General features: G+C 56.2%; 22 protein-coding genes and 1 tRNA gene. 9 read left to right on the top strand and 14 right to left on the bottom strand.

Annotated features, from left to right (window positions below):
• Positions 1 to 139 precede the first annotated feature (139 nt).
• Positions 140 to 874, top strand: coding sequence for a dTMP kinase (tmk, locus tag I6I94_RS08085; RefSeq protein ID WP_201620592.1), 735 nt, complete (start codon positions 140 to 142; stop codon positions 872 to 874).
• Entirely contained in the window at positions 871 to 2,010 is a 1,140-nt protein-coding gene (locus tag I6I94_RS08080) for a DNA polymerase III subunit delta' (RefSeq protein ID WP_128087066.1), read from the top strand. Before tmk ends, I6I94_RS08080 begins: the two co-directional genes overlap by 4 nt.
• Here the strand turns inward: I6I94_RS08080 and I6I94_RS08075 are convergent, their stop codons facing one another.
• The 8 genes from I6I94_RS08075 to manA form a co-directional block, all read right to left on the bottom strand.
• Positions 2,011 to 4,485, bottom strand: coding sequence for an RNA ligase (locus I6I94_RS08075; protein ID WP_201620591.1), 2,475 nt, complete (start codon positions 4,483 to 4,485; stop codon positions 2,011 to 2,013).
• Between the two features lie 260 nt (positions 4,486 to 4,745).
• Positions 4,746 to 5,150 (bottom strand): immunity 22 family protein, encoded by a 405-nt coding sequence (locus tag I6I94_RS08070; protein WP_128087067.1) that lies wholly within the window; start codon positions 5,148 to 5,150, stop codon positions 4,746 to 4,748.
• A gap of 652 nt (positions 5,151 to 5,802) precedes the next feature.
• Positions 5,803 to 6,324, bottom strand: a complete 522-nt coding sequence (locus I6I94_RS08065; protein ID WP_128088155.1) for a hypothetical protein — start codon at positions 6,322 to 6,324, stop codon at positions 5,803 to 5,805.
• 139 nt (positions 6,325 to 6,463) lie between these two features.
• On the bottom strand, positions 6,464 to 6,973 hold the full coding sequence (locus I6I94_RS08060) for an Imm26 family immunity protein (protein WP_128087068.1): 510 nt from the start codon (positions 6,971 to 6,973) through the stop codon (positions 6,464 to 6,466).
• A 112-nt stretch (positions 6,974 to 7,085) separates the two neighbouring features.
• Entirely contained in the window at positions 7,086 to 7,517 is a 432-nt protein-coding gene (locus tag I6I94_RS08055; RefSeq protein WP_201620590.1) for a hypothetical protein, read from the bottom strand.
• Between the two features lie 138 nt (positions 7,518 to 7,655).
• On the bottom strand, positions 7,656 to 9,011 hold the full coding sequence (locus tag I6I94_RS08050) for a PFL family protein (protein ID WP_023134483.1): 1,356 nt from the start codon (positions 9,009 to 9,011) through the stop codon (positions 7,656 to 7,658).
• 23 nt (positions 9,012 to 9,034) lie between these two features.
• On the bottom strand, positions 9,035 to 9,304 hold the full coding sequence (locus tag I6I94_RS08045; RefSeq protein ID WP_006887639.1) for an ACT domain-containing protein: 270 nt from the start codon (positions 9,302 to 9,304) through the stop codon (positions 9,035 to 9,037).
• 149 nt (positions 9,305 to 9,453) lie between these two features.
• Entirely contained in the window at positions 9,454 to 10,656 is a 1,203-nt protein-coding gene (gene manA / locus I6I94_RS08040) for a mannose-6-phosphate isomerase, class I (protein WP_201620589.1), read from the bottom strand.
• A 138-nt stretch (positions 10,657 to 10,794) separates the two neighbouring features.
• Between manA and I6I94_RS08035 the strand changes: the two genes are divergently transcribed.
• Positions 10,795 to 12,198 (top strand): phosphomannomutase/phosphoglucomutase, encoded by a 1,404-nt coding sequence (locus I6I94_RS08035; RefSeq protein WP_023134485.1) that lies wholly within the window; start codon positions 10,795 to 10,797, stop codon positions 12,196 to 12,198.
• A gap of 771 nt (positions 12,199 to 12,969) precedes the next feature.
• On the opposite strand, the gene I6I94_RS08030 is transcribed toward I6I94_RS08035, so the two are convergent.
• From I6I94_RS08030 to I6I94_RS08020, 3 genes are all read right to left on the bottom strand, one after another.
• The gene (locus tag I6I94_RS08030; protein WP_126500542.1) at positions 12,970 to 14,139 is read right to left on the bottom strand and encodes an FAD-binding oxidoreductase; all 1,170 of its coding nucleotides are present in this window, start codon (positions 14,137 to 14,139) and stop codon (positions 12,970 to 12,972) included.
• Between the two features lie 397 nt (positions 14,140 to 14,536).
• Positions 14,537 to 15,013: an RrF2 family transcriptional regulator gene (locus I6I94_RS08025; protein ID WP_037236993.1), complete on the bottom strand. Its 477-nt coding sequence runs from the start codon at positions 15,011 to 15,013 to the stop codon at positions 14,537 to 14,539.
• A gap of 484 nt (positions 15,014 to 15,497) precedes the next feature.
• Positions 15,498 to 17,348, bottom strand: coding sequence for a phosphoenolpyruvate carboxykinase (GTP) (locus I6I94_RS08020; RefSeq protein WP_037236990.1), 1,851 nt, complete (start codon positions 17,346 to 17,348; stop codon positions 15,498 to 15,500).
• A 473-nt stretch (positions 17,349 to 17,821) separates the two neighbouring features.
• Here I6I94_RS08020 and I6I94_RS08015 point away from each other — a divergent pair.
• From I6I94_RS08015 to I6I94_RS07990, 6 genes are all read left to right on the top strand, one after another.
• Positions 17,822 to 17,894 (top strand) — tRNA-Arg (locus tag I6I94_RS08015).
• A gap of 265 nt (positions 17,895 to 18,159) precedes the next feature.
• On the top strand, positions 18,160 to 18,324 hold the full coding sequence (locus I6I94_RS08010) for a hypothetical protein (protein WP_201620588.1): 165 nt from the start codon (positions 18,160 to 18,162) through the stop codon (positions 18,322 to 18,324).
• A gap of 272 nt (positions 18,325 to 18,596) precedes the next feature.
• Positions 18,597 to 19,913, top strand: coding sequence for a hypothetical protein (locus tag I6I94_RS08005; RefSeq protein ID WP_201620587.1), 1,317 nt, complete (start codon positions 18,597 to 18,599; stop codon positions 19,911 to 19,913).
• Positions 19,914 to 19,915: 2 nt separating this feature from the next.
• Positions 19,916 to 21,073 (top strand): hypothetical protein, encoded by a 1,158-nt coding sequence (locus I6I94_RS08000; protein WP_128087071.1) that lies wholly within the window; start codon positions 19,916 to 19,918, stop codon positions 21,071 to 21,073.
• Between the two features lie 568 nt (positions 21,074 to 21,641).
• Positions 21,642 to 21,962 carry a 2Fe-2S iron-sulfur cluster-binding protein gene (locus tag I6I94_RS07995; protein ID WP_006887635.1) on the top strand — a complete coding sequence of 107 codons (321 nt, stop codon included), beginning with the start codon at positions 21,642 to 21,644 and terminating at the stop codon, positions 21,960 to 21,962.
• On the top strand, positions 21,962 to 22,960 hold the full coding sequence (locus tag I6I94_RS07990; protein ID WP_158214251.1) for a DUF4232 domain-containing protein: 999 nt from the start codon (positions 21,962 to 21,964) through the stop codon (positions 22,958 to 22,960). The genes I6I94_RS07995 and I6I94_RS07990 overlap by 1 nt, the downstream gene beginning before the upstream one ends.
• Before the next feature lie 212 nt (positions 22,961 to 23,172).
• Here the strand turns inward: I6I94_RS07990 and I6I94_RS07985 are convergent, their stop codons facing one another.
• The 3 genes from I6I94_RS07985 to I6I94_RS07975 form a co-directional block, all read right to left on the bottom strand.
• Positions 23,173 to 23,811, bottom strand: a complete 639-nt coding sequence (locus tag I6I94_RS07985; protein ID WP_006887607.1) for a malonic semialdehyde reductase — start codon at positions 23,809 to 23,811, stop codon at positions 23,173 to 23,175.
• A 260-nt stretch (positions 23,812 to 24,071) separates the two neighbouring features.
• A complete protein-coding gene (locus tag I6I94_RS07980) occupies positions 24,072 to 24,656 on the bottom strand; it encodes a malonic semialdehyde reductase (RefSeq protein ID WP_037236980.1) in 585 nt (194 codons plus the stop codon).
• A gap of 329 nt (positions 24,657 to 24,985) precedes the next feature.
• Positions 24,986 to 25,570 carry a malonic semialdehyde reductase gene (locus I6I94_RS07975; protein ID WP_128087074.1) on the bottom strand — a complete coding sequence of 195 codons (585 nt, stop codon included), beginning with the start codon at positions 25,568 to 25,570 and terminating at the stop codon, positions 24,986 to 24,988.
• Positions 25,571 to 25,724 lie beyond the last annotated feature (154 nt).

Raw genomic sequence — 25,724 nt, 5'->3', positions numbered from 1 at the left:
AAGAGTGGCACAGGTTCACGCCCGGCGCATCCCGGCCCTGCCACAAGGCCACAAGGTTTTACACGGCTGTAACCTGCGCCCGAGACCGCAAACACCCCGCACCCCGCGCGGACCGGGCAGGCACGGTACCCTAGATAGGGTGAAGGATTCTCTGAGTTACACCCCCGGCACCGCAGACCACCCGCGTGTGAGTGACGGCACCCCAACCGGGCTTTTTATCGTCTTTGAAGGCAGCGATGGCTCCGGCAAAACCACCCAGCTGTCCCTGCTCGCTGATGCGCTCACCGCCCGCGGGTACACCGTGATCACCACCCGTGAACCCGGCGGAACCGAGATCGGGGAGAAACTGCGGGACCTCGTGCTCAGCAACAGCGGCGACCCGGTTGATGCCCGCACCGAGGCTCTCATCTTCGCCGCCTCCCGCGCAGCACACGCGGCGCAGAAAATCCGTCCTGCGCTCGCCGCCGGGGCGGTTGTGCTCAGCGACCGGTATATTGACTCGTCTGCCGCGTACCAGGGGGCGGGGCGCAGCCTGGGGGTGGAGAGCATCGTTGACCTTAGCCGCTGGGCCACCAGTAACCTGCTGCCAGATGCCACCCTTTTCCTTGAGGTGCCGCCCGCAGCAAGCGAGCAGCGTGTGAGCGTACGCGGCACCACCGACCGTATCGAAGCCGAAAACACACAGTTCAAGGCCCGCACCCACACCGCTTTTACCGACCTGGCGCACGCCGAAACAACCGGCCCGCACACGGTCATTGACGGCTCAGGCACCATTGAGCAGGTGCACGAGCGGGTGCTTGCCGCCATCACGCCGCTACTTGCTCAGCGGTCACTGCCGCGCGAAAACACCGCACCAACTAAGGAGGCGCTGTGAGCCTGTGGGACGCCCTCCTAGCGCCTGAGCCCGTGACGGCGCAGCTACGGCAAGATGCCTCTTCCCAGGCGCCCACACACGCCTGGCTTTTTACCGGCGGGGCGGGCTCGCTCAACCGGCAGGCCGCCTCCGTTTTCGCCGCAACCCTGCTCTGTGACCAGCCCGACCCGGCAGACCGGGGGTGCGGTACCTGCCGGGGGTGTGTGACCGTCATGAACGGTTCCCACGCCGACTTCACACATTTCCGTACCGAGGCGGTGAGCATCAGCATTGATGAGGCACGTGAACTGGTTCTCAAAGCCCAAGACCGCCCCTCGGTGAGCCGCTGGCGTGTGATTCTGCTGGAAGACACCGAACGCATGCCTGAGCGCACCTCCAACGTGCTGCTGAAAGCGATTGAGGAGCCGCCGCCGCACACGATCTGGCTGCTGACCGCCCCCTCCCCCGCCGATGTGCTGGTCACCATCCGTTCACGCTGCCGCCCCGTGCAGCTGCCGGTGCCGCAGACACAGAGGATCGCCGCGTACCTTGAAAGCACAGGGGTTGAGGCGGGGCTGGCCCACCGCGCCGCCGCCCTCAGCCTCGGTGACGCCGAGGTAGCGCACCGGCTGGCAACGGTACCGCAGGCGCTGACCCGCCGGGAGGATCTTGCGCGCCTGCCGTTGCGTATCCGCACCCTGTCGTCGGCAATGGAGGCGGCTGAGCGGCTGATTTCGCTGGCTGAGCAGGATGCCGCCGACGCGACGCAGCAGCGTGATGCCGCCGAACGCGCCGAGCTGCTGGCGATGCTGGGCATCGCTGAGGGTGAGCGGGTGGCCCCGACCCTGCGGGCCCAGGTGCGTCGTCTGGAGGAGCAGCAGAAGCGGCGGGCGCGGCGCATCCAGACCGATACGCTCATCCGCGCGGTGGCCGATATTCAGACGGTTCTGCGGGATGCGCTAACCCTGCAGCTGGGGGCGCAGGCCCCTCTGCTGAACGAGTATCTGCGGGAGCCGCTGCAGGAGTACGCGGCGCGCACCAGCCCCGCGCAGACCCTCTCAGATGTTCAGGCGGTTGAGACAACCCTGCGGCGGCTACGCACTAACGCGAACGCCCGCCTGGCTTTGGAGGCCCTCATGAGCAGGTTCGTGCGGTAACTACTGCGCCTGTCCCCAGCGGCCGCGCGTGCGCACCCCGTCAAGCAGCACATTCAGGTGGGGCGCTAGGCGTGGCAGGTTCCACACCGGGCGTGCGGAGATGTCCTGCACAATATAGTCGTCAAGGTTAATTCCGGCCTGCCGCGCATTGTGCTCAAACCGTTCTATATCCTCATAGGCGTGCGGCGAGTGTTCAAGTTTCTCCGCTGTTTTCAGGTAGTCCACGAGCACCGGGATTGAGCGGGCGCGTTTCGTGGCGGAGTACCCAGGTGCCTTGATTTTGACCATATAGCCTGTAGAGTCGCGGATAACCCAGCCTTCAGCGTCGCTTGTGCGCGCGTTCTGGAGCAGGCGGGTGAAATTGGCGTCGTCTTTGAGGGGAATTTCTTCGACCGTAGAGATGCGCACGGAGCCGTAGTCTTCGGTGGGGCGCGGCTGTACGAAGGCCTGCGGGGAGAGCCACAGATTTTCAAAGCGGGCCAGTTTCACGCTGAACTGCGCGGTGTTCGCCACCAGATCGAGCAGGTAGAGCGTGACCTGCTCGTAGGGCACAATGTGCGGGTCGCGGAACGGGTCGACCACCTCAACGGTCAGGGAGGAATCCATGCGGGTGAGCGCCTCGGTGAGCCGGGTGAGTTCTTCCTCGGTGAGGGCCGCGCGCAGGATGCTCTCGGCGTGGCGGCTGTAGGCGGTTGCCCCGCCTTTACTGTAGACGGTCAGCACACCGTCGAAGACCGTAATAATCGCCAGGTACCCGTTTTCTTTGGCGCGCGCCACAGCCGGGTAGGCGAGGCGTTCACGAACGTGTGCCTCACTCTCGTGCCCGGGCTCATCCATATTGAAGAATTTTTCGTACCCGCGCCCCACAATTTTGCCGGTTTCGGCGTGAATAAACAGCCCGCGCGCTTTGGCGGTGGTCTTATCCCAGGCGCCTTTGTAGAAGGCTTTGCGTGTGAAGTTGCACGCGAGCACACCCGCTGGTTCGGTGGCGCGCACGTTCACATTGGGGTTGGCGCGCATCTCCTCTAGCAGGCGATGCCCGTCATTGAGTGGTTCTGTGGCACCGTTTGCGGTGCTTTTTGAGGCGCCCGCCGCTCTACTCCCCGAGGCGTAAGGATCGGGGATGAGGGAGCTCGATGGAATTTCCACGATTTCACGCTTCCATACGGCTTTCTCAGGTGCACCGGATACGCTGTCCTCACGGCTGAACACCACGGCACTCAGCTCGCCGCCGGTATATTCGACGCTGCTTTCTAACGGAATGAGATTACTGTATCCTTCCGAACCGAGCGCCGCCGGGCGGTGACCGTAAATTTGGGTGATACCGGCGGCCCGACTCAGGTCATTGAGCGTGTCTTCGTAGCCCGCGTACTGGGTTTTACCCGCCCGCGCCTGCGGGTACGGATTAGAACCCAAATAGAACGTTTCATCTGCATACAGCCCCGTGAGGTACCCCTCCCCCACGCCCTCCAGCGTGCGATGGGAGTCCGCGAAGAGCTGCGGCGCAACCCCGGCGTGGGTCACGAAATAACGCTCCTGCCCGAGAGTAAAGGGCATCATATTCACAGCGGTGTTGAGCATGGCGATTACCCGGCTGTTGTACACGCCGTGGGCGGCGAGAGCGTCCAGGGTTTCGCGGGCATCACGGTAGCGGCGCACGCCCCGGATAGTGTGCATAATGGAGCGTTCGTGGTTGCCCATCACGAGGTGCACATTGGGCAGGGTGCCAAGGGCGGGTTCGAGGATGTCAAAGACTTTTTCGGGGTTTTGCCCGCGGTCAAAAAGGTCACCGGCGAATATCCAGCAGATGTTTTCATCGCTCAGCCCGGTTTCGGGTGAGAGAGTGTCGATGAGTTTTTCGAGTTCACTACCCATGCCCTGAATATCGCCGACCACGACTACTTTATGGTAGTTATCGAGCGCACGCACCGGGGTGAAGAGTTCGGCGAAAACCTGGTCGGGGGCGATGTACCCGGCGACCACATCCCGGTAGTTTTTGAGGGTGCTGCGCCAGTTCTCGCGCAGCTCGCGGTGGTTGTTGTAGGCAGTCTCGATAACCTCTTCAGGTACGCGCTTGGTGTATTCGCGGGCTCTGTTGCGCGCATACAGTTCGTCGAGGGTGAGTTCGCCCTGAAAATCGACGAGGTATGCGGTGTAGCAGTATTTACGCGCAAATTCGAGGAAGGTTTTCATGTTGCGCAGCAGCACGTTCATATTGTCGATAAATACGGTGTTGCCGTGCCGCATATTCTCTTCCACGCAGTCGTTTACCCGGCGGATAGCCTTCGATTCGGCACTGGTATTTTGCGATAGGGCTAGTGCGGGCTGGTTATCGAGCGTGTAGGTGATGTATCCGCATTTGCGGCGCTCGGCATCCCAGGAATGCGTCAGGTCTGCGAGCTCAGGATGCGCGGCGATCCAGGTGCTCTTACCGGCACCCGCCGCCCCAGCTAAGAGGAAGATTTTACGTGCCATTACTATTATCTTTTCGTCATCTTTGTGTAGTGGTTGGTCTATAGTGTTTTAGACCTTACCGGGTTACCCGCGCTGGTTCAACATATAAGGTCGCTGGGGTGAGCTATTTAAGGTATCGCAACACGTGCTTGAAGATACTGCTCTTCACCTTTCAGCCACTCACAGTTTTAATCCGCGGCACATGGATTTCAGCGTATAGGCAAGCGTAGGCACACTAATATTATTGAAAACCTGCGCTTAATATAATTTTGAGCGGAGCATTAGAAATATTTCCTTCGGGGATCTTCAAAAGAACCAATAAATGTTAAATCATTGTATAAATTGCCCGGAGTATCCTCATGAAAAACTGCGTTTCCATAATAATATAACGAATTTCCTTCGGTTACCCCTTTAGCTTTGGCCGCCGCAATAACCTTTTCAGTAGCCGCCCGAGAATGAGTCGCCACTTCTTCAGCCAGAACTTCGATGGGAACAATTTCATGATTCGCTGTTCGATACGCACCAAAGAAATCAGAGTCAATAAAAGAGGTTCCAAAATCTCTGCACGCCGGACAACCTGATCCTAGATATTCCATGCCTTCCGTGTATTCATTAAAATCTTCATATGACTTCATGGATATTCCCATCCACACCGAAATCATTCCCCGAACCGTGTTATCAATCATACTATCATTCCTAAATATTTACCACGTATTAATCAATAAATATTTTCTATTTTGAATAATTTATAAATATTTTTCAGTTACGTTACACACCCACAATCTTACAGTCTTTCAAAAATTAAATTATATACGCAAGATTGTGTTTCTTCAGTGAAATTTTCACCCTCAATTTTTACCGGTAGTTTGCTATTTAAAACAAAGCCATCAAGAAGGATTATATTATGTTGTTGAAATAAAGTTATTAATGGCAAATCCTCGCTACTAATACCAGGGGATTGATGCGACAAATAGTGCCCGGATTTATATCGTTGTGCCACAGCGTACCTGCCTACCAGGGAAAGACTCACCCCATACCTATTCTTTTCGTCTCGCCGACTGGCTATTGACCAGTCCAAACATGAGGAATAATTTAAGTCCGATAGATCAGAAACTATGTATTGCGTTTCTACAGCATTTAGAAACTCATCGTACATACCCTCATTAATTCTCTTACCAACAAAACTAAAATTTGGGCTCTCGGGGTTCTCATATGAGTTTAGAACGTCATGACATATTTTTATTAAAACTTTCTCCCTATTACTCATAGAAAACCTAACCTCTGAGACTTTATTTCCCTAATGTTTCCGGCGAATTTCTGGTAGGTCATGGCTGCATACTATTTACCTATACATTGGTTAAGTTCTGCTTTCAGCTTGGGTGACACCTTTTTCGAGACAGAACGTAAGGTTTCTTTATAGTTTCTACTATCCACATTACGGATGGTCCACATAAGTTTTCTATGGAAAGAGTAAAAACTGTTGAGCGCTAACCAGTCATATTTTAGATCAAAACATTTTATTAAGACCGGGACTGCTGACGCATCTCCATAGTAGTCAATAATATCTACAATGTCTTCTTGCCTGCTATGCCACCCTTCGCATAATAATTGCTTATACACATTAAGCAAAAATTTGTCTTTTTTCAACAGCCCCGAAAGCGCTATACAAAATTCGATTCTGCCACCATCTTTATTTTTAACCCCATCTTCAATATATTCATGAAGAAAATCCAAAATGTCAATGCCTCTATCAGAAATAGATTCGTTAATAAAATAACTAATTTCTTGATAGCTAGATTCCCCTCCGATAAATGAATCCATCAGAGTATCGAGGCCTTCAAAAACGTCTTGACTATTCATCACATACCCTCTTCGTATTGTATAAGTTATAGTTATCTAAGAATATTTACATTTTACCTGATGTGAAGTTTTGATGCACACAAGCGCAGAGCCTCTTTCCACCTCTCTTCCCCTAGCCAAGTTCTGGGGTCCAGGCTGGCTACTGCCTGGTCTTGTATTCTTTCATACGCTCAGACATTGTGTGAAAATTAAGTACTCCTTCAGGGTAGTCTTCAAAAAACATACTTAGCCACATCTCAAACGCGCTGGGTTTTGCAAAAAACCCATATATACGACCACTTTTAACTAGCGTATCGTACGTATCAAAACTAACACTTTTCGCATTCCCTTTACTCATAACCTGAGAATTCTGATAAGAATAGGATACGTTCCACGCTAGATATATAGCCAAATCTGGGAATGTAATGCCTTCCGATTCTAAGTCGATATTTCCGATATATTTCCATGTATTATTATCAATATTCATTTCATCACAGGCGCTATACATTTTAAACCCTTTGTGAAGCAAAATATTGACGTCGCTTATTTTATTCTTAGAAATATAATTAAAAATCCCGAAATTCTTTTCAGAGATAAGACAGGCATACACATACTTCCCTTCTGGCAGAAGAATCTCATATACGTTTCCGTATTTCTTGTTACTTAGCATCTTTAACAACCATCCTGCATATGTAAAATCCCAAAATATACTACCCGAATCTTCGTGCCTTTTATGCCACGTATCCAGAGATTAAAACTTGCTGAGAACCGCACACCATAGTCTAATATGTCTCATACACTTCCCAAGAGAAACTTTTATCGTCGCATGGAATCCTGCCGAGCCTAAAATATTCCCTCATACAGCTAAACGCCAGGTATTCGGGGATAACATATTTAACCTCATATGGCCCATACTGCCCTCCGGCTTTCATATTCTCTGTATCTATAGAGCTCACTTCTTCGCCTTCTGGGCACAATAAGTTAAACCCTCTCAGCTGTCCTTCGCTATGTGCTTCCTGCCCGAAAACTAGATAGGTGCCACGACCGCCAGAGATAGTTAAATAATCATCATCAATTTTTCCATGAAGAATTAATTCTGTATGTACCTTTGAGTCTAGTCGCCGCAGCGTTTTGGTGAGTTCTTCCTGAGATTTTATGTCAAAGGTTTCCTCTTGCCTGCGCGTCCCCTGCCATTGATCGATGGTAGCTTTCATCTTCACCGCCTGATATGTGCTATCTGAGGTAGGAGGGGCATTCATTTGGGCTAGGGAAACTATTCAGAAACCTTTAGCATAAGCCCAGCACCTCTGCAGAAGGAGAACGGATAAAGAAACCCTCTTCCGTTTGCTCCCCTAGTTTCTGAACCCGTGCACCGGTGAGGGGATCCTGCCGCAGCGGGCGATGAACGCCTCTGAGGATGGTGTATGCACCGGCATGATCGGGGCGCGCCCCAGCAGCCCACCGAACTCAACGGTATCTCCCACCCCTAGACCGACGGCGGGGATGACGCGCACGGCGGTGGTCTTGTGGTTCATCACGCCGATTGCAGCTTCATCGGCGATCATGGCGGCAAGCGTCGCGGCGGGAGTGTCACCAGGTACTGCGACCATGTCCAGCCCAACCGAGCAGATCGCGGTCATTGCTTCTAGCTTATCGAGTGTAATATGCCCTGCGGCGGCGGATTCGATCATGCCGATGTCTTCGGAGATTGGGATGAATGAGCCAGATAGTCCGCCCACATGCGAGCAGGCCATGAGCCCACCCTTTTTTACCGCATCGTTGAGCAGGGCGAGTGCTGCTACTGTGCCGTGGGTTCCCACGGTTTCCAGCCCCAGTTCTTCGAGGATGTGCGCCACGGAGTCCCCGATTTCGGCGGTGGGGGCTAGTGAGAGGTCAACAATGTTGAAGTACACTCCCAGGCGTTCGGCGGCGAGGCTGCCAACCAGCTGCCCTACACGCGTGATTTTGAAGGCTGCCTGTTTAATGGCTTCGGCGCATGCGTCGAATCGTGCCCCGCGTACTTTGTGGAGGGCGCGGTGTACCACGCCGGGGCCGGAGACGCCCACTGAGATGGTGGTGTCTGCTTCTTGCACGCCGTGGAATGCGCCAGCCATAAAGGGGTTATCGCTCACGGCGTTGGCGAAGACCACGAGTTTGGCGCACCCGAACCCGTTAGTTTCTGCGGTGAGGTCGGCGGTTTCACGCACCACCTCACCCATGCGTTTAACACCGCTCATGTTAATGCCGGCGCGGGAGGAGCCAATGTTTACTGAGGAGCACACCACGTCGGTTTCGGCGAGCGCGGTGGGGATGGAGTTCATGAGCGTGTTGTCGGCGGGGGTTGCGCCTTTGTCGATGAGTGCGCTGAACCCGCCGATGAAGTTCACGCCCACGGCTTTTGCGGCGGCGTCGAGGGTGCGGGCGTATTCGATGTAGTCGTTTTCGCTGCTGGCTCCGGCGATGACGGCGATGGGTGTGACGGCGATGCGTTTATTCACAATGGGGATGCCCAGCTCAGCTTCGATTCCTTCGCACACGCTCACCAGGTTTTTGGCGCGGGAGGTGATTTTGTCGTAGATTTTTTGGCGGGCTACCGCGCCGTTAGAGTCGGCGCAGTCGAGCAGGGAGATGCCCATGGTGACGGTGCGGATATCTAGTTTTTCTTCCTCGATCATGCGTAGGGTTTCGAGGATATTGTCGTTCATCATGCGGTTGGGGTCCCTTGGGCACGTTAGATGGTGTGCATGGTTTTGAAGATCGCTTCTGCCTGGATGCGGATCTGAACTTTTTGTGCGTGTTCGACGGGGATCATGGCTTCTTGCAGGTCGATGAGGTTCTGCTCGTTTTCGTCGAAGGAGCAGTGCATGATCATGGTGAAGTATTCACCCATAATGGTTTGGGAGACGTCGAGGACGTTCACGTGGCGTTCTGCGAGGGTGTTGGTGACGGCGGCAATGATGCCTTCGTGGTCGATGCCGGTGACGGTGAGGATGATTTTCACGGTGATTCCTTACGGTGGTGGCATGGTTTCTGGGCAGGATAGTTTTTTAGGAATTGTAACGTATCCCGGTTGATATGGAGACCCGCAACACACCACTGGATGGTTATTTGCCTGCTTTTGAGCCCCGCCCTGCCGTGGCGTGCCAGCCCTTATACGTACTGGGCGATGTACAGTTCACCGCTGCCTGTGATGGTCACGGGGGTGGGGTCCCCCGCGTGCAGTACGGATTCGGTGCCGCCAAGGGTGTAGTCTTGGCCTGCGCCGGTGACGGCACCGGCAATGGTGATAGTGATGGTCCCGTCCACTACCAGTGCTGCTGAGGTTCCTTCAAAGACGTAGTCGATGGTTTCTTTCGGCGCCACCCGGATGCGGGTTACACTCATCCGCTCATCCCACATGGTGTATTCGCCTACGGCGGCGTTATCGGGGGTGGGCCGCTGAATTTCGGGGGCGTCTTGGGAGTCGCCCAGCACCCGAATCAGTTCTTCAGTGTCAATATGTTTGGGGGTCAGCCCGGCGCGCATGACGTTATCGGAGGGGTTCATGAGTTCGATTGCGGTCCCCGAGACGTAGGCGTGCACCTGCCCGTCGGGGGTGAAGGCGGAGTCACCGGGTGCTAGGTGCACCAGGTTCATGACGAAAGCCACCAGCAGGCCGCGGTCACCGGGGTATTTGTGTGCTACCAGGTTCACCAGCTCTATAGCGTCAAGCACGGAGGGGGCCGCTTTACGCCGTGTTTGCGCGAGTTTATGGGCGGTGGCCGCCAGCTGATCCACGGCTTGGGCGGCTTCGGGTTCGGGCATACGAATAATGGCGGTCAGCAGCTCTTTGGGGGCAAGGTGCGCTCTGTCCGCCAGCCAGGACGCGTTGAATGCTCGGGCAAGATTTTTGAGCTGCTCGGCGGGTCGCACACCGGTGAGCACCCGCATGTTGGTGAGGGCGATCACGGTCTCGGGTTTGGAGTAGCGGTCTTTGTAGTTGCGGTGCGGCGCATCTAGGGGCACACCACGGGCCTGCTCGGCTTCGAACCCTGCGGCGGCCTGCTCGTCGGTGGGGTGCACCTGGATAGACAGGGGGGCGTCAATCGCCAGGATTTTGAAGAGGAACGGGAACCAGTCGCTGTTCCGGTCGGGGCGCAGGAACCTGCCGGGCTGCTGTGCAACCAGTTCGTCAAGCTGCTGCTCAGAGCCGTCAACGGTGGCAACCGACGGGGCGGCCGGGTGCGCCCCTACCCACACTTCAGCCTCGGGCTTGTCAGTGGGCACGGGCACCCCACGCATACGGCCCAGGATGCTGCGCGAACCCCATGCGTAGTTCTGGATCTTATTTTTCAGACGGAAAATTTCGCCCATGCGCGTGCATATCCTTTCACGAACCGCCCTGACGGCCTAAAACTGAGTGATGGAAAACCTACAATATCTATGGAATTCCCAGCGTTTCTTCCCCAATTATAGAGGGATATTAGTTGGCCTTCCCGTTAGAATGAGGGGGTGACTACTATCAATCTACATGACTCGTTCAAAGCCTACGATGTTCGCGGTATCGTGGGCGAGACCATTACCGCTGAAACCGTGAAGGCAACCGGCGCCGCTTTCGTTGATGTGCTCGGCCTGGCTGGTCAGACCGTTTTGGTGGGCGGTGACATGCGCCCCTCCTCCCCCGAATTCATGGATGCATTCGCTGAAGGTGCCACCGCACGCGGCGCAAACGTCCAGAAAATCGGTCTCATCTCAACCGATGTGCTCTACTTCGCGTGCGGTGTTGAGAACGCTGCGGGCGTTACTTTCACCGCAAGCCACAACCCCGCCGAATACAACGGCATGAAAATGGCTAAGGCCGGGGCTGTTCCTGTATCCTCCGAAACCGGTCTTTTCGATATTCGTGACCTTGCGCAGAAGTACCTCGACGAAGGCTCCATTCCTACCGTTGAGAACCCCGGCGCTGTCACCGAAAAGGACGTTCTCAAAGCCTACGCCGAATACTTGCGTCAGCTCGTAGACCTCTCCAGCATCCGCCCCCTCAAAGTTGTTGTGGATGCGGGTAACGGCATGGGCGGCATGACCACCCCCGCCGTCTTGGGGGATGCTCTTCTTCCCGCGCTTCCGCTTGAGATCGTGCCCCTCTACTTTGAGCTTGACGGCACCTTCCCGAACCACCCGGCTAACCCGCTTGAACCCGCCAACCTTGTCGATCTGCAGAAAGCGGTTGTTGAGCACGGCGCAGACATCGGCCTTGCCTTTGACGGCGATGCCGACCGCTGCTTCGTGATTGACGAGAAAGGCAACGCGGTCACCCCCTCCGCCATTACCGCGCTCGTGGCAGAACGTGAAATCGCGCGTGCTAAGGCGGAAGGCAATGAGCAGCCGGTTATTATCTATAACCTCATCACCTCCAAGGCTGTACCCGAGCTCGTTGAAAAGCTCGGTGGGCGCGCCGTGAAAACCCGTGTGGGTCACTCCTTCATCAAGGCAGTCATGGCTGAAGAATCCGGTATTTTCGGCGGTGAGCACTCCGCGCACTACTATTTCAAGGACTTCTTCAACGCAGACACCGGTATGCTCGCCGCGATGCACGTGCTCGCGGCCCTCGGCGGCGGTCACCAGGCACTCTCCGAGATCAGCGCCAGCTACTCCCCCTATGTGGCATCCGGTGAGATCAACTCCGAGATTGAGGACAAGGCAGCCGCTGTGGACCGTGTACGCGCGCACTACGCTGGCGCGCCCGTAGAGGTCGAAGACTCCGACGGCACCACCTTCACCAACACCGAAGAAGGCTGGTGGGCAAATCTGCGGCCTTCCAACACCGAGCCGTTCCTGCGTCTGAACCTTGAAGCACCGGATACCCCCACAATGGAGCGCGTGCGCGACGAGATCCTGGCTCTGGTGCGCCAGTAATTCTCTGAACTCACTATTTTGGGCGGATGTCGATTATTATCGGTATCCGCCCTTCTGCTATGCATTATTGGTGCCGGGTTATACAATCGCCTTACAGCCCTGTCGCAAACGCATTTGAACCGCTTTGCCCCGGTAGGCGTGCCGGGCGTGAACCCCAGAACAAGGGCTTTGTAGTTTTAACAGGGATATACCCACTGATATTTAGGTATAATATTAGATAGCGGGCACCCCTAAACCGCGAAGCTAGGGGAACCCGCTGAAACGTCACACCGGCTTAGCCGATGACGTCGATTAGGTCAGCAATCGCTTTGACGAGTTGCGCGAGGGCTTTGATAATTCGCGCAGCCGCCAAAGCGATTTTGCTTTTACCTTTTTTCGGCATTCCGTCTCACTCCCTTTCGGAACTACGACCCTCCACGGCTGATTAGGTCAGAAGTGTTCCGTGGGGTGTAGCCGCGACGGGGGCTTCTTTAGTTTACCTTTGGATATTTAGAAATACTTAAATAAAAATATTGGGGGCTCAACGCCCCCAATATTTTTTATCTCTCCTCCTGAACATGGGATATTCGGTGCGGCCTCAGACGGATCTCCCAAGCGGCTTCAGGATGTTCTCCAAAGAACCTTCTTCAGGATCCAGATGCGCACCAGAAGAGGGCCGAGGCGCCCCTGACGCCGAGAGACGGACTTGCACAGAGACATCCCTGAAAAGGCGACTATTAGCTCACCCAGCCGCCTCTAAATACTCCAGCACGGGCTGCGTTGAAGCAGCCTTTATGAGCGCAGCATCCACTGGTCCGGCCCGAAGATCTCGTAATTAATATTCTGCGCCGGTACACCTGCATCCACGAGAGCGGAACGCACGCCCTTCATGAACGGCAGCGGGCCGCACAGGTATACGTTCGCCTCCGCAGGTACGCCCAGCTTCGCAATGTCCACGCGGCCGCGGTAATCACCGGTTTCTTCATCCTCCATGAACGTGACGAGCTTACCGTGCGGGAGCTTTTCAACCAGCGCGGTCATCTCCTCGCGCAGCGGCCATGTATCAAGGCGACGGTCGGCGTGAACCACGGTTACCTGACGCTGAGAACCGGACTCAATCAGCTCATTGAGGAAGCTAATCATAGGGGTTACACCAATACCCGCTGAGAAAAGGTAGAGGGGCGCATCCGCAGAGCCGAAGCCCTCCAGGGTGAGGTCACCGTAAGGGTTGGAAATCTCGACAACATCGCCAATCGTGAGCCCGTGAATGATCGAAGTCATTTCGCCGTTCGGGTCGAGCTTCACGCCGATACGACGCTGGTTTTTATCGGACGGAAGCAGGGTGTATTGGCGGGGCTGGCGCAGACCATCACGTGCCTTCGTAATAATGGAAATGTACTGGCCTGCTTTCGCCTCAGTCATGGGGGTTTCATCGGCAGGTTCAAAGGTCAGCACGACCACGTTATCGCCGGTCTCCTGGCGATCAACAACTTTGAAGGGCGCGTGGGTAACATTATTCGCCTGGGACGCGTACAGGCCCCTCTCGATCTTAATGAGGGCGTTCGCCATGAGCCAGTACACTTCGCTCCAGGCGTCCACGACCTCCTCGGTTGCGGCATCGCCCAGGTCTGCAGCAATCGCCTCAAACAGGTACTTATATACGGTGGGGTACTCTTTCTCCTGCAGCCCCAAAGAAGCGTGCTTATGCGCCACGCGGGAAAGCACCTCATCGGGGTAGGAGTCGGGATGCTCCACAATGTAGGAGGCAAAAACCGCAATAGACCCGGCAAGTGCTTTCGGCTGGGTGCCCTCAAGTTGAGAGGAACGGGAGAACAGGCCGTCCATCAAATCGGGTCGGGCAGCGAACATCCGCTCGTAGAAGTCAGGGGTAATGTGACCGATACGGTCGGCGATAATGGGCAGTGTTGCCTCAATAATGGGACGTGACTTTTCAGAGAGCATAGGTGTCTTCTTCCGTAAATGATGAAATCCGCCTTAAACGTTTTACACGTAAAGCCTTTTACACGGTAGCACTTCTGACAGGGGCCCGCAGGGCTCCCTTGGAATCTGCTTTTGGTGGGAGCGCCCAGAAATACCCGCAGTTTTATATATCTGCCCCCGCACACTTTTTATATGTTGTATACGAATATTTCTCGGCATAATAACTAACGGTTACTTAGAAGCGTAGGTGAAATGCTTCTTTAAGTTCGCAGCAGGTGAAATAACTGCAGGGTTTCTTTTCATATAGTCGCTGCATGTTTTACGCTTATTGCCGCACGCTACACAGGGTCAGGCAATAACAGGCGGCTCTGTGCTTACCGGGCGGCAGAACCTCGCCACGACGCTGATAATAAGAGGTTTAGAGAACTTCGCGGTCAAAACTCGCAGCCAGCGGCCCCAACCCAAGCTCCACAAATACAGGCCCGGCAGGCCTGGCGGGGCCGGGAAGATCCGAAATCACCACATCATCCACCGCCGCGTAGAATGCCTCACGCGCATCCGCCAGCACGTTCCGTAAGCGGCAGAAACTATCGAGAGGACAGTTACCGTCCTGATCTTCGCACTCAATCATGGGGATATCCCCCTCGGTGGTACGGAGCACCTGACCCACTGTTGCCTGGCGGCCTTTCGCCGAGAGCAGCACACCCCCGGAGCGGCCTCTGGTGGACTGTAGCAGGCCTTGATTTACCAGGAATGCCACCGACTTTGCCACATGGTTATAGGGGGTTCCCACGCCGTCAGCAATTTTTTGGGTAGAGAGCTTCTGATCGGGGTCTAAGGCAGAGAGAAGCATCATGATGCGTAACGATACGTCTGAAAAGGCTGTAAGCCGCATCGTTCTCTCCTCTCGTATGGGGGCTGGAAGATCACCCTAAAAACTATTAAAGGTGGCGCTAGCCATAGTCATCTGTGGGAATTGTAGCCCCGACCATACCGTGAAAAAAATTAGGGTCCGCTGCCTAACCATCCCGGCTTTCTGCACTGGCACCCAATTTTTATGCTTTATACATATAGTATATTCCGCATAATTTCGTGGGCGTGGGATTCACCCCAGCGTGCCGCGCCTTTTAGCGCAACAGTTCTTTTATAATCCGGCACTGAGGCTCTTCACACTATACGAAAAATACAGGCACCGGCTGGACAAGCATGGCCCCAGGCGAGGTACCGTCGTTATGCCCAAGGCACAATCCTGCAAGGTTTTGTGTCATGTGAGTGTGTAGCCGTCAGGTGCCCCGCACGCACTGCGCGGCACCTCGGCAAGACCACAGGTTTCTGCCCTGTTCTCTCGCTGAGGTGCCGCGCGTGGGATGAAGAGTTACTTAGTTCTCAAGCGCCTGAGCCAGTGCGTCACGCTCAGCCTTGACCTCTGCGGGGAGCTTATCGCCGAACTTCGCCAGCCATTCGTCAATGCCGGGCAGCTCGGCCACCCACTCGTCCTTTGAAACGGCGAGTGCTGCGTTAAGTTCTTCATCGCTGATGCTCAGACCGGTCAGGTCGAGGTCTTCCTTCGTGGGTACGGTGCCCAGGAAGGTCTGCGTGCCGCCGCCCTTGCCGTCGAGGCGGTCGAAGATCCACTTGACCACGCGGGAGTTTTCACCGAATCCGGGCCATGCGAAGCCGCCGTCGGGGGTGCGGCGGAACCAGTTCACGTAGTAGACCTTCGGCATGTTCTCGGCACCGTGCTTCTTGCCCAGGTCGATCCAATGCTGGAAGTAGTCGCCCGCGTTGTACCCGATGAAGGGAAGCATTGCCATGGGGTCGCGGCGAACCACGCCGACGGCACCCTTTGCGGCTGCTGTGGTCTCAGAGGAGAGGGTGACCGCGCGGAATACGCCCTGTTCCCAGCTGTCGGATTCGGAGACCAGCGGCACGGTGGTCTTGCGGCGACCGCCCAGCACGATGGCGCTCAGCGGCACGCCCTCAGGATCGTAGTACTCGGGGGCGAGCATATCCACCTGGGATGCGGGGGTGCAGAAGCGCGAGTTGGGGTGCGCTGCGGGACGCCCCGATTCAGGAGTCCAGTCCTTGCCGGTCCAGTCGGTCAGGTGCGCGGGTGCCTCGTCGGTCTTGCCTTCCCACCATACGGAGCCGTCATCGGTGAGCGCCACGTTGGTGAAGATAGTGTTGCCTTTAGAGATTGCCTTCATGGCGTTGGGGTTAGTGGAGTAACCGGTGCCGGGTGCCACGCCGAAAAGACCCGCCTCGGGGTTAACGACGCGAGCCTGGTGGTTCTCGTCAAATTCGATCCACGCGATATCGTCGCCGACCATTTCGGCCTTCCAGCCGTCGATGGTGGGGTCCATCATCGCAAAGTTGGTTTTACCGCAGGCAGAGGGGAATGCGGCGGAGATGTAGCGGGTAACGCCCTCGGGGTTGGTGACCTTGAGGATGAGCATGTGCTCAGCCATCCAGCCCTCATCATGACCGATAACCGAGGCGATACGCAGCGCATAGCATTTCTTGCCCAGCAGCGCGTTGCCACCATAGCCTGACCCGAAGGACCAGATTTCACGGGTCTCGGGGAACTGCACAATGTACTTCTCGGGGTTGCAGGGCCAGGGCACATCTGCCTGCCCGGGCTCAAGCGGGGCACCTACGGAGTGAAGCGCCTTCACGAAGAAGCCCTGGGTTTCGTCCAGTTTCGCGAGCACATCCTTGCCGATAGTTGCCATAATGCGCATTGAGCACACCACATAGGCGGAGTCGGTAATTTCGACCGCCATCTTGGGGTTCTTCGCTTTCAAAGAGCCCATGACGAAAGGAATGACGTACATGGTGCGCCCGCGCATCGAACCTTTGAAAAGGCCGGTGAGCGTCTGCTTCATCTCCACGGGGTCACGCCAGTTGTTAGTGGGGCCTGCGCCTTCTTCGGTCTGTGAGCAGATAAAGGTGCGCTCTTCCACGCGTGCCACGTCGTCGGGGTCAGAGAACGCTGCATACGAGTTGGGGAACTCGTGATCGCTCAGGCGCACGAAGGTGCCTGCATCGACCAGTTCTTGGGCAAGCCGGTTGTATTCCTCTTCGGAACCATCAACCCAGTAGATACGGTCGGGCTCGGTGAGGGCTGCAACCTCGCGCACCCATTCAAGCAGACCGGCATGGGTGGTCGGTGCGTTCTGCAGGTCTTTTTCTAGCTCTGCGGAAAGAGCTCCGCGTGAAATATCAGTCATTGACTTTATTCCCCTTTGAGTTTGTATGCCGGGCACCTTCGCTGGCCAGGCGCGTCTGACTGGTTGGGGCGGTTAAATAACAACGGCGCACAGGGCCGAGGGGCTCGCACGCCGATGAAATTTTTCCACTCCCTCGTGTGTTTACAGAATAGCGCATATACCCTTGTTGTGTGGAACATCTGGGGTGTTTGCGATGCGTATCCCAGATTTTTTGCCGGTGCGTGCGCCACACAGAGGCAAAATATTGCGCTGACCTGGTGCGATACCTCAATAGGCAGACAGGACGCCAACACCGCGACGGGAGTGATTGCCCAGGGGATTGTGCGGCTCGACAGAGCGGGTACGCCGGGGAAGAAAACCACCGTCTTAATTGTGAGCCAATACACTCAATTTCAACTTGCAGTGTGTGAAGGAATCCCGTAGAGTATTACCTGTTGCCGCGACGGATTGAAAAAATTCAAACCACGGAACATGCGCCTGTAGCTCAACGGATAGAGCATCTGACTACGGATCAGAAGGTTGGGGGTTCGAATCCCTCCAGGCGCACACTGTGAAAGCTCTTCCTCTTCATCAGGAAGGGCTTTTTTGATGCCCACCCAACGCACGGCTGTACCTGTGGAACACCAGTAGCGCCACCGCATTCTGAGGCGCAAGACGGCGCGGCAAAAGGGTTCGGTGCTCCATCCGTATGAGTGCGACTGCTTCACGAGATGCCAGTTCGTGCAGTACTGGCTTTACTTCTTTAACCTCGTCAAAAGTTACGTTTCGATAACGAAAGGGTGTGAGTGCGCCCTCCCGCAAGAAACGTGAAGTGAGCAGCGGCAGCGGTACAGCCCAGGAAACCACCCCTATCCCCTGCTGTTGCGGCGGAAAATCTGAGCACACGGGAGAAGATGCACCGGAAAAAGCTCAACCTGCAACAGTTACACAGGAAAAAATTGGTGGCGAATGCACAGTTTTGCCACCAAATCTGTAAAAAAGACCGTACTATGCACCTATCGGAAAAACTATTTTTTGGCTATGAGCCGATTTCATAGCCACAGAACCCCAAAAAAGTTACCCTGGAAAGTGTGTTTGGTATACCGCCCTCGCATCACGATAAGGCGCGAGGTGTATGGGACAGCACCACTTCCGGTGTCGTCCTGATATTGAGGTAAAACTCTAGGGCAGCGACGACAGTAGCACAACCCAAAGTTTATATCCACGCAAGAATACAACTAGTATGCCTACACGCCCTAGGAGGTAGCAGTGGCTACAACCACCCTGCTCATACCGCGAGTAATAGCTCGCCAGCTCACAGAAATCGCCCAACTGGGTAAGTTTAGTGTTTTTCCAGCCACCCCAAAATGTTCGCATTGGGCCGTATATGATTCCCATAAAACGGAGCTCGCCTGCCCGTGTGCACCGCTAGAGCCGGACGCAAAACTACTCATACGCACAATGGCGGCAATTCTTCAAGAAAACTTCGTACCACGTAGTGAACCTTGCGAAACACCTTTTTCCCGAGCGGATACTACACAACAGATAAAAGATACAAAATCCCAAAAAACCGACTATCATACTTCAGCAGAAATACATCAACGTACCGAAGATACAAACCCTCAAAAACAGCAAACTTCACAGCCAACCCCTACACCGTCTCGCCCCACCCCTACCGCCCCAAAGCCCGCCGTCACCGAAGCACAGCAGCGGAACCATCCAGATATTAAGCGGCCAATACCGCAGCCGCCCAGCTCACCGCTGCCGAAGCTGGCGGAAGTATCCAAGGCTGAGCCGAAAACCCCTACCGGCCCCATCCCAAGCCCCACCGCCCTAGCGGGTAAGTTCAAACCGCTCACCTACAAACCGCCAGCCATCGCCGAATACTACGCCACTAAGCCGTCCCGGGGCGCACGGCATGGGGAAGCGGCAGGAGAAAGGGTGTGGCCACTCAAAGAGGTGGAAGCTATCGCACCTTACACAGTGAGCCAAGAGAAACACACCGATTTGCTCGATACCGAGCGGCTCAGCAAAACCCTCGGCGACCAGTATTACCTGCGCGGCACCAAGCGGGACTCGCTGCTGCGCAGGCTGCATAAAACGCAGCACCGCGCCGTTCCCCACCCGGAAGCATCCGGCTCGAAATACCCAGAGATCCGGCCCGAAATGCTCAAACACATTAAAGAGCTCAACCTCGACTACGAAGACATTAAACGGTTTATTGACTGCGGGGTACCCGAAAAAATCAACGGCTGGACCACCCACTACCGGTACGACGACTACCGGGTGGAGCTGAACACCAGCTCGAACACGGTGCTGAATGTTGAAGACGAACGTGACTTCTACGACGAGTTCCTAGACGACACCAGTGAGGAGAAACTGCCGTACACCTTCGCCCCCGCCGTAGAACACTACATGGTGATGCACAGCATCCCGTATAACCGCGTTATCCGCATCATTGAAGAACCTAAGAGCGTGGACCCGGCCCCCTCGTGGCTGACCGCCTACAGCGACCATGAGTACCGAGTGTTCGTTGCCCCAGACGGCCGCACCATCCGCTCCATTAAACCCCTGAAAGAGGACTAGTCATGGCCGGTTACACACTCGACGTGCCCGAAGAACTTTACGAAGCACTGCAGAAGATGGCCCCCTACGCCACCTACACCTACACCGATGAGGACGGCGACTGGGACCTTCTCTCCCCCGCCGGGCACAGCGCCCTCACCAAAGACCGCGTCTTGGATGCCGACCTGCTCAACCTGTATTTTGAGGTGCTCCCGCAGATTGCCACGCTCTTCGCCAAGCAGCACCCGCGAGCACTCAATACGTTCTCGGCGGTGCCCACGCCCTCCGCCATTAAAATGCCCAAGGCCCAGCTGACCCCCCTCATCCAGGTGGAAAAAGAACGCGCCGAAGAAGAAGCCCACTGGGCGTCCCTTGAAGAAGAATTCTATGCGGGCGTGCCCGAAGAGGAACGCAACTACGGGGTGACCCCCGGACTGAAACACTATATGATGCGGGAAAACCTGGGGTATGCGCTGCTGTTAGACATTATTAACGACCCCGACGCCGAATACAGCACCAGCCATAACAACGGGTACGAGGTACCCGTATACACCAGCAAAAAACTGGGGTATCGGGTGGTGCTCACCCACAACAGCTCGGCCGTTATGTCGCTACGGAAAATTGACGATGGGATGGTCGGCAAATACTCGCTGGCTGAGGCAGCTGAGCAGCATATGAAGGATTTGGGGCTGCGCGAAGAAGAGCTGATTCTGGTGCTGGAGAGCATCGACTCTGAGGTGTCAGCGGTTCCGGGGCACAGCGCCCGCACCGGGTACCGGCTCAACGGGTACGAGGTGATCGTCGATTCGGTGCGTAAAACCATCCTGAGCGTGGCGGAGGCCTCTGCCTCACCGGGTACTCGGCCCACTCCGCACAATCAGCCCCGGCTCAGCGGGCAGAAGGCCCAGCGCGGCGTGAAAATCCCGAACGATATGCCCAGCTACATTAAACTGCTTGAGACCCACGGGTTCACGGTTGAGCACGGCAAAACCCACTACAAAGTCACTCATGATGCGTTCCCCGGCAAGAGTGTAAGCATGCCGGTGACCCCCTCCGATAGTCAGCGCTGGTACAAGAACTCGGTCAGCGATATGCGCCGCGAGTTCGGGGTGAACCTTAAACGGGACCGACCCGAGTACACGCGCCGCGGTGAACCCACCCCCAGGCACGAAAGGCTCTGACCCTCCAACGCAGTTACAGCCTTCGTAAAGGCTCTGCTGTAGGTGCGAGGTGTGGCGGGCCGGTGCGTCTTTGAATCTTTTGCCCGCACATTGCAAATATAGCCCGTGTATTGCCTCACGTTATACTGCCGCTGGCGCCCCTCATTAGAAGGGGTGCCAGCGGCGGTTTTATGGGGTGCCCCACAGCCCATACGCCTCACCCGGCGGGCACCCCTGGGGTCTTTGTGCCTGTCACGGGCTTTTTGGAAAACGCTCCCGCACGCTGGCCCACCCACCGCCTGGACAGCACCGGGGCAGGCGGGCTTTATCTGCGGCCTTGGTGCACGCCGAATGTGTGGCTCACACGGTGTGCACAATGGGGATATACTGTGAAATGTTCCGTGGAGGACGCCTAACAATAACCACTGATTTGGGGTAGGCTAAGCCTAGTGTTAGTAAGGCAATAGCAACTTTATAGAGGCTATAATGTCCGCCACTGCACCCCCATAATTCGCCTCTCGAAGGCGATTAATACCCCTCCTGACGCATAGAATGGATATGCATCTACACAAACGCACAGGAGGAACGCATGGGCGTCATGATTAAGGTAACCGATGAGACCGGCGATAGTCGTGAAGTCGAGTGGGAAGAACACCACACCCTACTCGAATCGCTTCTTTCCCACGGTTTCCCGGTGTTGGCAACCTGCGGAGGGAACGCATCCTGCGCGACCTGCCACGCCTTTATTGACCCCGAACATATTGCAGCATCCGGCGAGCGTACAGACGCAGAAGCTGACCTACTCGATATGGTTGACGATGTAGCCAACGAATACTCCCGCCTATGCTGCCAGGTAGAATACACCCCAGATATGGACGGCGCGTCCATCACCTTACAGGCGGCAATGTAATGAAACTTTCGGCACGGACTCTCATCTGTTCCACGGCGCTACTGTGCGCGTTTACGTTGAGCGGATGCGGCTCCAGCGACACCAACCAGACGCAGAACGCACCGGCCCAGAACGAGGCCAGTGCGAGCGTCTCCCCCGGCACCATCACCATCGCCTCCCCCAATGCCTCAGCTAACCCCTCAGGCTCGGTCGCGCCCGGCGACATTAACGTGGTCAATGGCGGAAACAATAACGACAAGAAAAAAGAAGACGAGAAAGAGCACCAGAACTCTGAGGAGTCGCCCGGCTCATCCGATGAGCACTCCGACAAAGGCGGCACCAACGGGGAGAAAAAAGACGGCGGTAAACGCACCGAAAAAGGTGGCTCTTCCTCCTCTTCATCCAGCTCTTCCGGCACCAAGAAACAGCAAGGAAGCGGCTCACAAGGCAGTTCGGGGCGCACCTCAGGCAGCTCCAGCTCCTCAGGCGGCAGCGGCGGCTCAAGCGGCTCCAGCACTCAGCAAGAACCCGCCGCCCAGCCCGCAGGAGGCGGAAGCGGTGGGGCCTCCAGCGAGGAATCCAGCGGCGGCACACTTGTGAGCCGTGCGCAGGCATGCACCGAGAACCAGGTCTCGGTATCGCTCACCCCCGGCCCTTCAACCGCCGGGTCGCAGCAGTACACCCTGTCGTTCACCAATGTCTCTGCCGGACCCTGCCGTCTGAAAGGCAACCCGGATGTGGCGCACACCAACACGGACGGCAGCAGCATTATGGGCATATCTTCCCAACTCGATGGTAACCTTATGAACCCCTCCGGGGTGGTGCTCCAGTCGGGCGAGACCACCACAGCCGCCATGCGGCGCGTGAGCGCATCATCGCACGGCGATAACTGTGTGGTGCAGAACTCCCCCAAACTCACCGTGTGGCTGCCCGGGTCGGGTAAAGGGTACGCTTTCGACTTCGACCAGGACACGTGCACTAACGTGCCGCAGCTCTTCGTGGGCCAATTCGGCGCCTAGCCACGCAGCGGCACGGCGTACCCGCGGTGCCGGGTGGGGCGCAGATTCTGCGCTCTATGCACCAAATACGCCCTAACTATAAGGCGGCTCCCCCGAGAAACCGGGAGAGCCGCCTTTAAGCATCTACACAATACTTTATTTATACACTAGTTGAGCCTTAGCTTACCAGTTGGACACGCTTACTGGGCGAGAATATTCCCCACCCTGTGGGCCTAGACAGTGCGGGTGGTCTGCTCAAAACTGAACCGCACCCCACGCTCCCGGAAAGGCCCCAGCCCGTAACCAATATTCACCACCAGAAACGGCTGCTGATCCTGCCCACCCAGCAGCACCGCATCCGCTGCGATCGCCTCAAAATCCGCGCCGGTGATAGGGCCAGCATCCAAGCCAAGAGCACGCACAGCGGTAATGAAATACCCCGCCTGAACCTGCGCGCACAGCCGCCCCAGCGGGATACGCTCGCCCTCATCCTCAAAGAACTTCTGCGCGGCCACAGCGTGCGGGGCGAACTCGGTGAAACGTTTCTGCCAGTTCCGCTCAAACGCAAGAATCGCATTCACCGGGGCCTGGGAAGCAGATGCGCGGTTCCCCTCATGCAGGTGAGTCAATAGGCGTTCTTTCGCGTGCGGGGAACGTACCCAGGTGATGCGCAGCGGCTGATTATTGTAGGCGGTGGGTCCCATGACAGTCAGCTGGTGAATCTCACGCAGCTGCTCCTCAGTGACGGGATCCTCGCTAAACCGGTAGCAGGTGCGCGGCTGAAGGTAGAGGGCGGCACGCTGCTCTTCCTCCAGACGGGGCCTGTGGGTGGGGTTCGCCAGGTTAATGGTGTCGTGGTAGTGAGGGGGCATTGCATTTTCCTCTCTGCGGGGCCTGCCAGGTGGGGTTATTCCCATTGTGTACCCCGCACCCCATCAAACGCCGGTTTTACCGTCCCAGTGTCAAAAATCTTAACGAAAAGACGGCTACCGTCATCATTCAGATGCGGCAGCCGCCGGTGAATCAGAGATATTCGTGGGCCTCTCCGTTCGCCGCGTACCGGGTCTCTGCGGTAATCTCGCCGGGTGCCATAAATGTTCCTCGGCGGCTCAGCAAACGCAAAACACAGTGTTTAGAGGCTGCGGGTCACCTCGTCGAATCCGAACCGAGTATCGCGCGGGTGCTGGGTAGGAACACCGTACCCTAGATTCACCACAAGGATGGGATGCTCGTCGGTCCCCGCAAAAAATTCTTCATACAGCCCCTCAAAATCGGCCCATAAGGGACCGGCATCTAGACCAAGGGCGCGCGCGGCGGTCATAAAGTAACCGGCCTGCAGGTTGGCGCTCTGCTGAGCGGCGAAGGTAACAATTTCCTCGGTCGTGCAGTAGCTCCTAATAGTCTCTGCCGCGCGGGGATTAAACACATCTGCACGGTCTATCCACGCCTTATCGTATGAGAGTATGGCGTTAACGGGTGCCTGACGAGCCTTTTCTTGATTAGCTTCGATCAGGTGTTTCACTAGGCGCTCCCGGGCCTCAGGACTCTTAATCCAGGTGATGCGCAAAGGCTGGCTATTGAAGGCCGTGGGCCCCAGATAGGTAAGTTCCTGAATCTCCCGAAGCTGATCATCAGTGACGGGCCGATCGGTAAATTTACGCATAGTTCGGGGCTCACGGAAAAGAGCAGTGATCTGGTCCTCAGACAAACGGGTCATCTCTCATATCCTTTCCTATGACGTCGGGTTCTTTTGGCACAGTGAATCTATATGCCCCACGAAAGGCTACCGCGCCGTTCTTCCCATCATGCACCGGCCCGTGCCATAAAGCTACCCCAAAATTCGCACTGCAACAGTTCCCCCGTTCCCTCAGGGTTTAACAAAAACCGGTGGCTGCCGCATCATCAGATACGGCAGCCACCGGCAAAAATCAGGCGCTCACAGGTCCCCGGACACATGTACATCACTACCGGAGTTCTGCGGCTTACTCTCGCTGGTCTCGCTCAATGCCGAATATGCGGCGGCTCAGCGAGCGCGAAACACAGCTTTTAGATGCTGCGGGTTACGTCATCAAACTCAAAACGGGTACCGCGCGGATACTCGGGAGCCACACCATAACCCAGGTTTACGACGAGGAAGGGCTGCTGGTCGGTGCCCTCGAAGAATTCAGCGGCGATACCGTCGAAATCCGCGCCGGTCATGGGGCCAGCATCCAAACCGAGAGCACGCACGGCGGTAATGAAGTAGCCAGCCTGAAGTGCAGAGCTCAGCGCGCCTGCGGGAATACGCGCCTCTTCAGCCTCGTAGTAGGACTCAAAGGCAGCGGCCTGGGGCGCGAATTCCCCAAAACGCTTCTGCCAGTTCTTATCGAAAGCCAGCACAGCGGTCACGGGGGCGTTGAGGGTCTTCTCCTTATTCCCGTCCATCATGTGCTTGACCAGGCGCTCGCGAGCCTCAGGGGTCTTTACCCAGGTGATGCGCAGCGGCTGGCTGTTAAAAGCAGTGGGGCCCATAGCGGCCAGCTCATAGATTTTCTGCAGCTGCTCGTCGGTGACGGGCTGCTCGGTGAATGCGTTCACGGTGCGGGGTTCATTGAAAAGGGTGTTGAGCTGTTCGTCGTTCAGGCGAGTCATGATGAGGCTCCTCTAATTGTTACCTTTAGAAACTTTACAGATAAAACATTACCCTGCTATCGGGGGCCGGTCAAACATCATCGTAAACATCCTCTCCCTCACTGTGCGCGATCCTTAGCCCTGTATTTACCAGAGATATACCAAGCGCAGACAT

It is taken from the genome of Rothia aeria (genome assembly GCF_016726365.1).
In the GTDB taxonomy this organism is placed as follows: domain Bacteria; phylum Actinomycetota; class Actinomycetes; order Actinomycetales; family Micrococcaceae; genus Rothia; species Rothia aeria.
This window is presented reverse-complemented; position numbering and strand designations above follow the sequence as displayed.

Bases quoted from the DNA above. Each gene is read 5' to 3' on its own strand.
- I6I94_RS07995 (WP_006887635.1), top strand. From the start codon at position 21,642: ATGGGCGTCATGATTAAGGTAACCGATGAGACCGGCGATAGTCGTGAA.
- I6I94_RS08050 (WP_023134483.1), bottom strand. From the start codon at position 9,011: ATGATGAACGACAATATCCTCGAAACCCTACGCATGATCGAGGAAGAA.
- I6I94_RS08060 (WP_128087068.1), bottom strand. From the start codon at position 6,973: ATGCTAAGTAACAAGAAATACGGAAACGTATATGAGATTCTTCTGCCA.
- I6I94_RS07980 (WP_037236980.1), bottom strand. From the start codon at position 24,656: ATGACCCGTTTGTCTGAGGACCAGATCACTGCTCTTTTCCGTGAGCCC.
- I6I94_RS08000 (WP_128087071.1), top strand. From the start codon at position 19,916: ATGGCCGGTTACACACTCGACGTGCCCGAAGAACTTTACGAAGCACTG.
- I6I94_RS08025 (WP_037236993.1), bottom strand. From the start codon at position 15,013: ATGCGGCTTACAGCCTTTTCAGACGTATCGTTACGCATCATGATGCTT.
- I6I94_RS08055 (WP_201620590.1), bottom strand. From the start codon at position 7,517: ATGAAAGCTACCATCGATCAATGGCAGGGGACGCGCAGGCAAGAGGAA.
- manA (WP_201620589.1), bottom strand. From the start codon at position 10,656: ATGGGCGAAATTTTCCGTCTGAAAAATAAGATCCAGAACTACGCATGG.
- I6I94_RS08075 (WP_201620591.1), bottom strand. From the start codon at position 4,485: ATGGCACGTAAAATCTTCCTCTTAGCTGGGGCGGCGGGTGCCGGTAAG.
- I6I94_RS07990 (WP_158214251.1), top strand. From the start codon at position 21,962: ATGAAACTTTCGGCACGGACTCTCATCTGTTCCACGGCGCTACTGTGC.
- I6I94_RS07985 (WP_006887607.1), bottom strand. From the start codon at position 23,811: ATGCCCCCTCACTACCACGACACCATTAACCTGGCGAACCCCACCCAC.
- I6I94_RS08030 (WP_126500542.1), bottom strand. From the start codon at position 14,139: ATGCTCTCTGAAAAGTCACGTCCCATTATTGAGGCAACACTGCCCATT.
- I6I94_RS08065 (WP_128088155.1), bottom strand. From the start codon at position 6,324: ATGAATAGTCAAGACGTTTTTGAAGGCCTCGATACTCTGATGGATTCA.
- I6I94_RS08070 (WP_128087067.1), bottom strand. From the start codon at position 5,150: ATGATTGATAACACGGTTCGGGGAATGATTTCGGTGTGGATGGGAATA.
- I6I94_RS07975 (WP_128087074.1), bottom strand. From the start codon at position 25,570: ATGACTCGCCTGAACGACGAACAGCTCAACACCCTTTTCAATGAACCC.
- I6I94_RS08020 (WP_037236990.1), bottom strand. From the start codon at position 17,348: ATGACTGATATTTCACGCGGAGCTCTTTCCGCAGAGCTAGAAAAAGAC.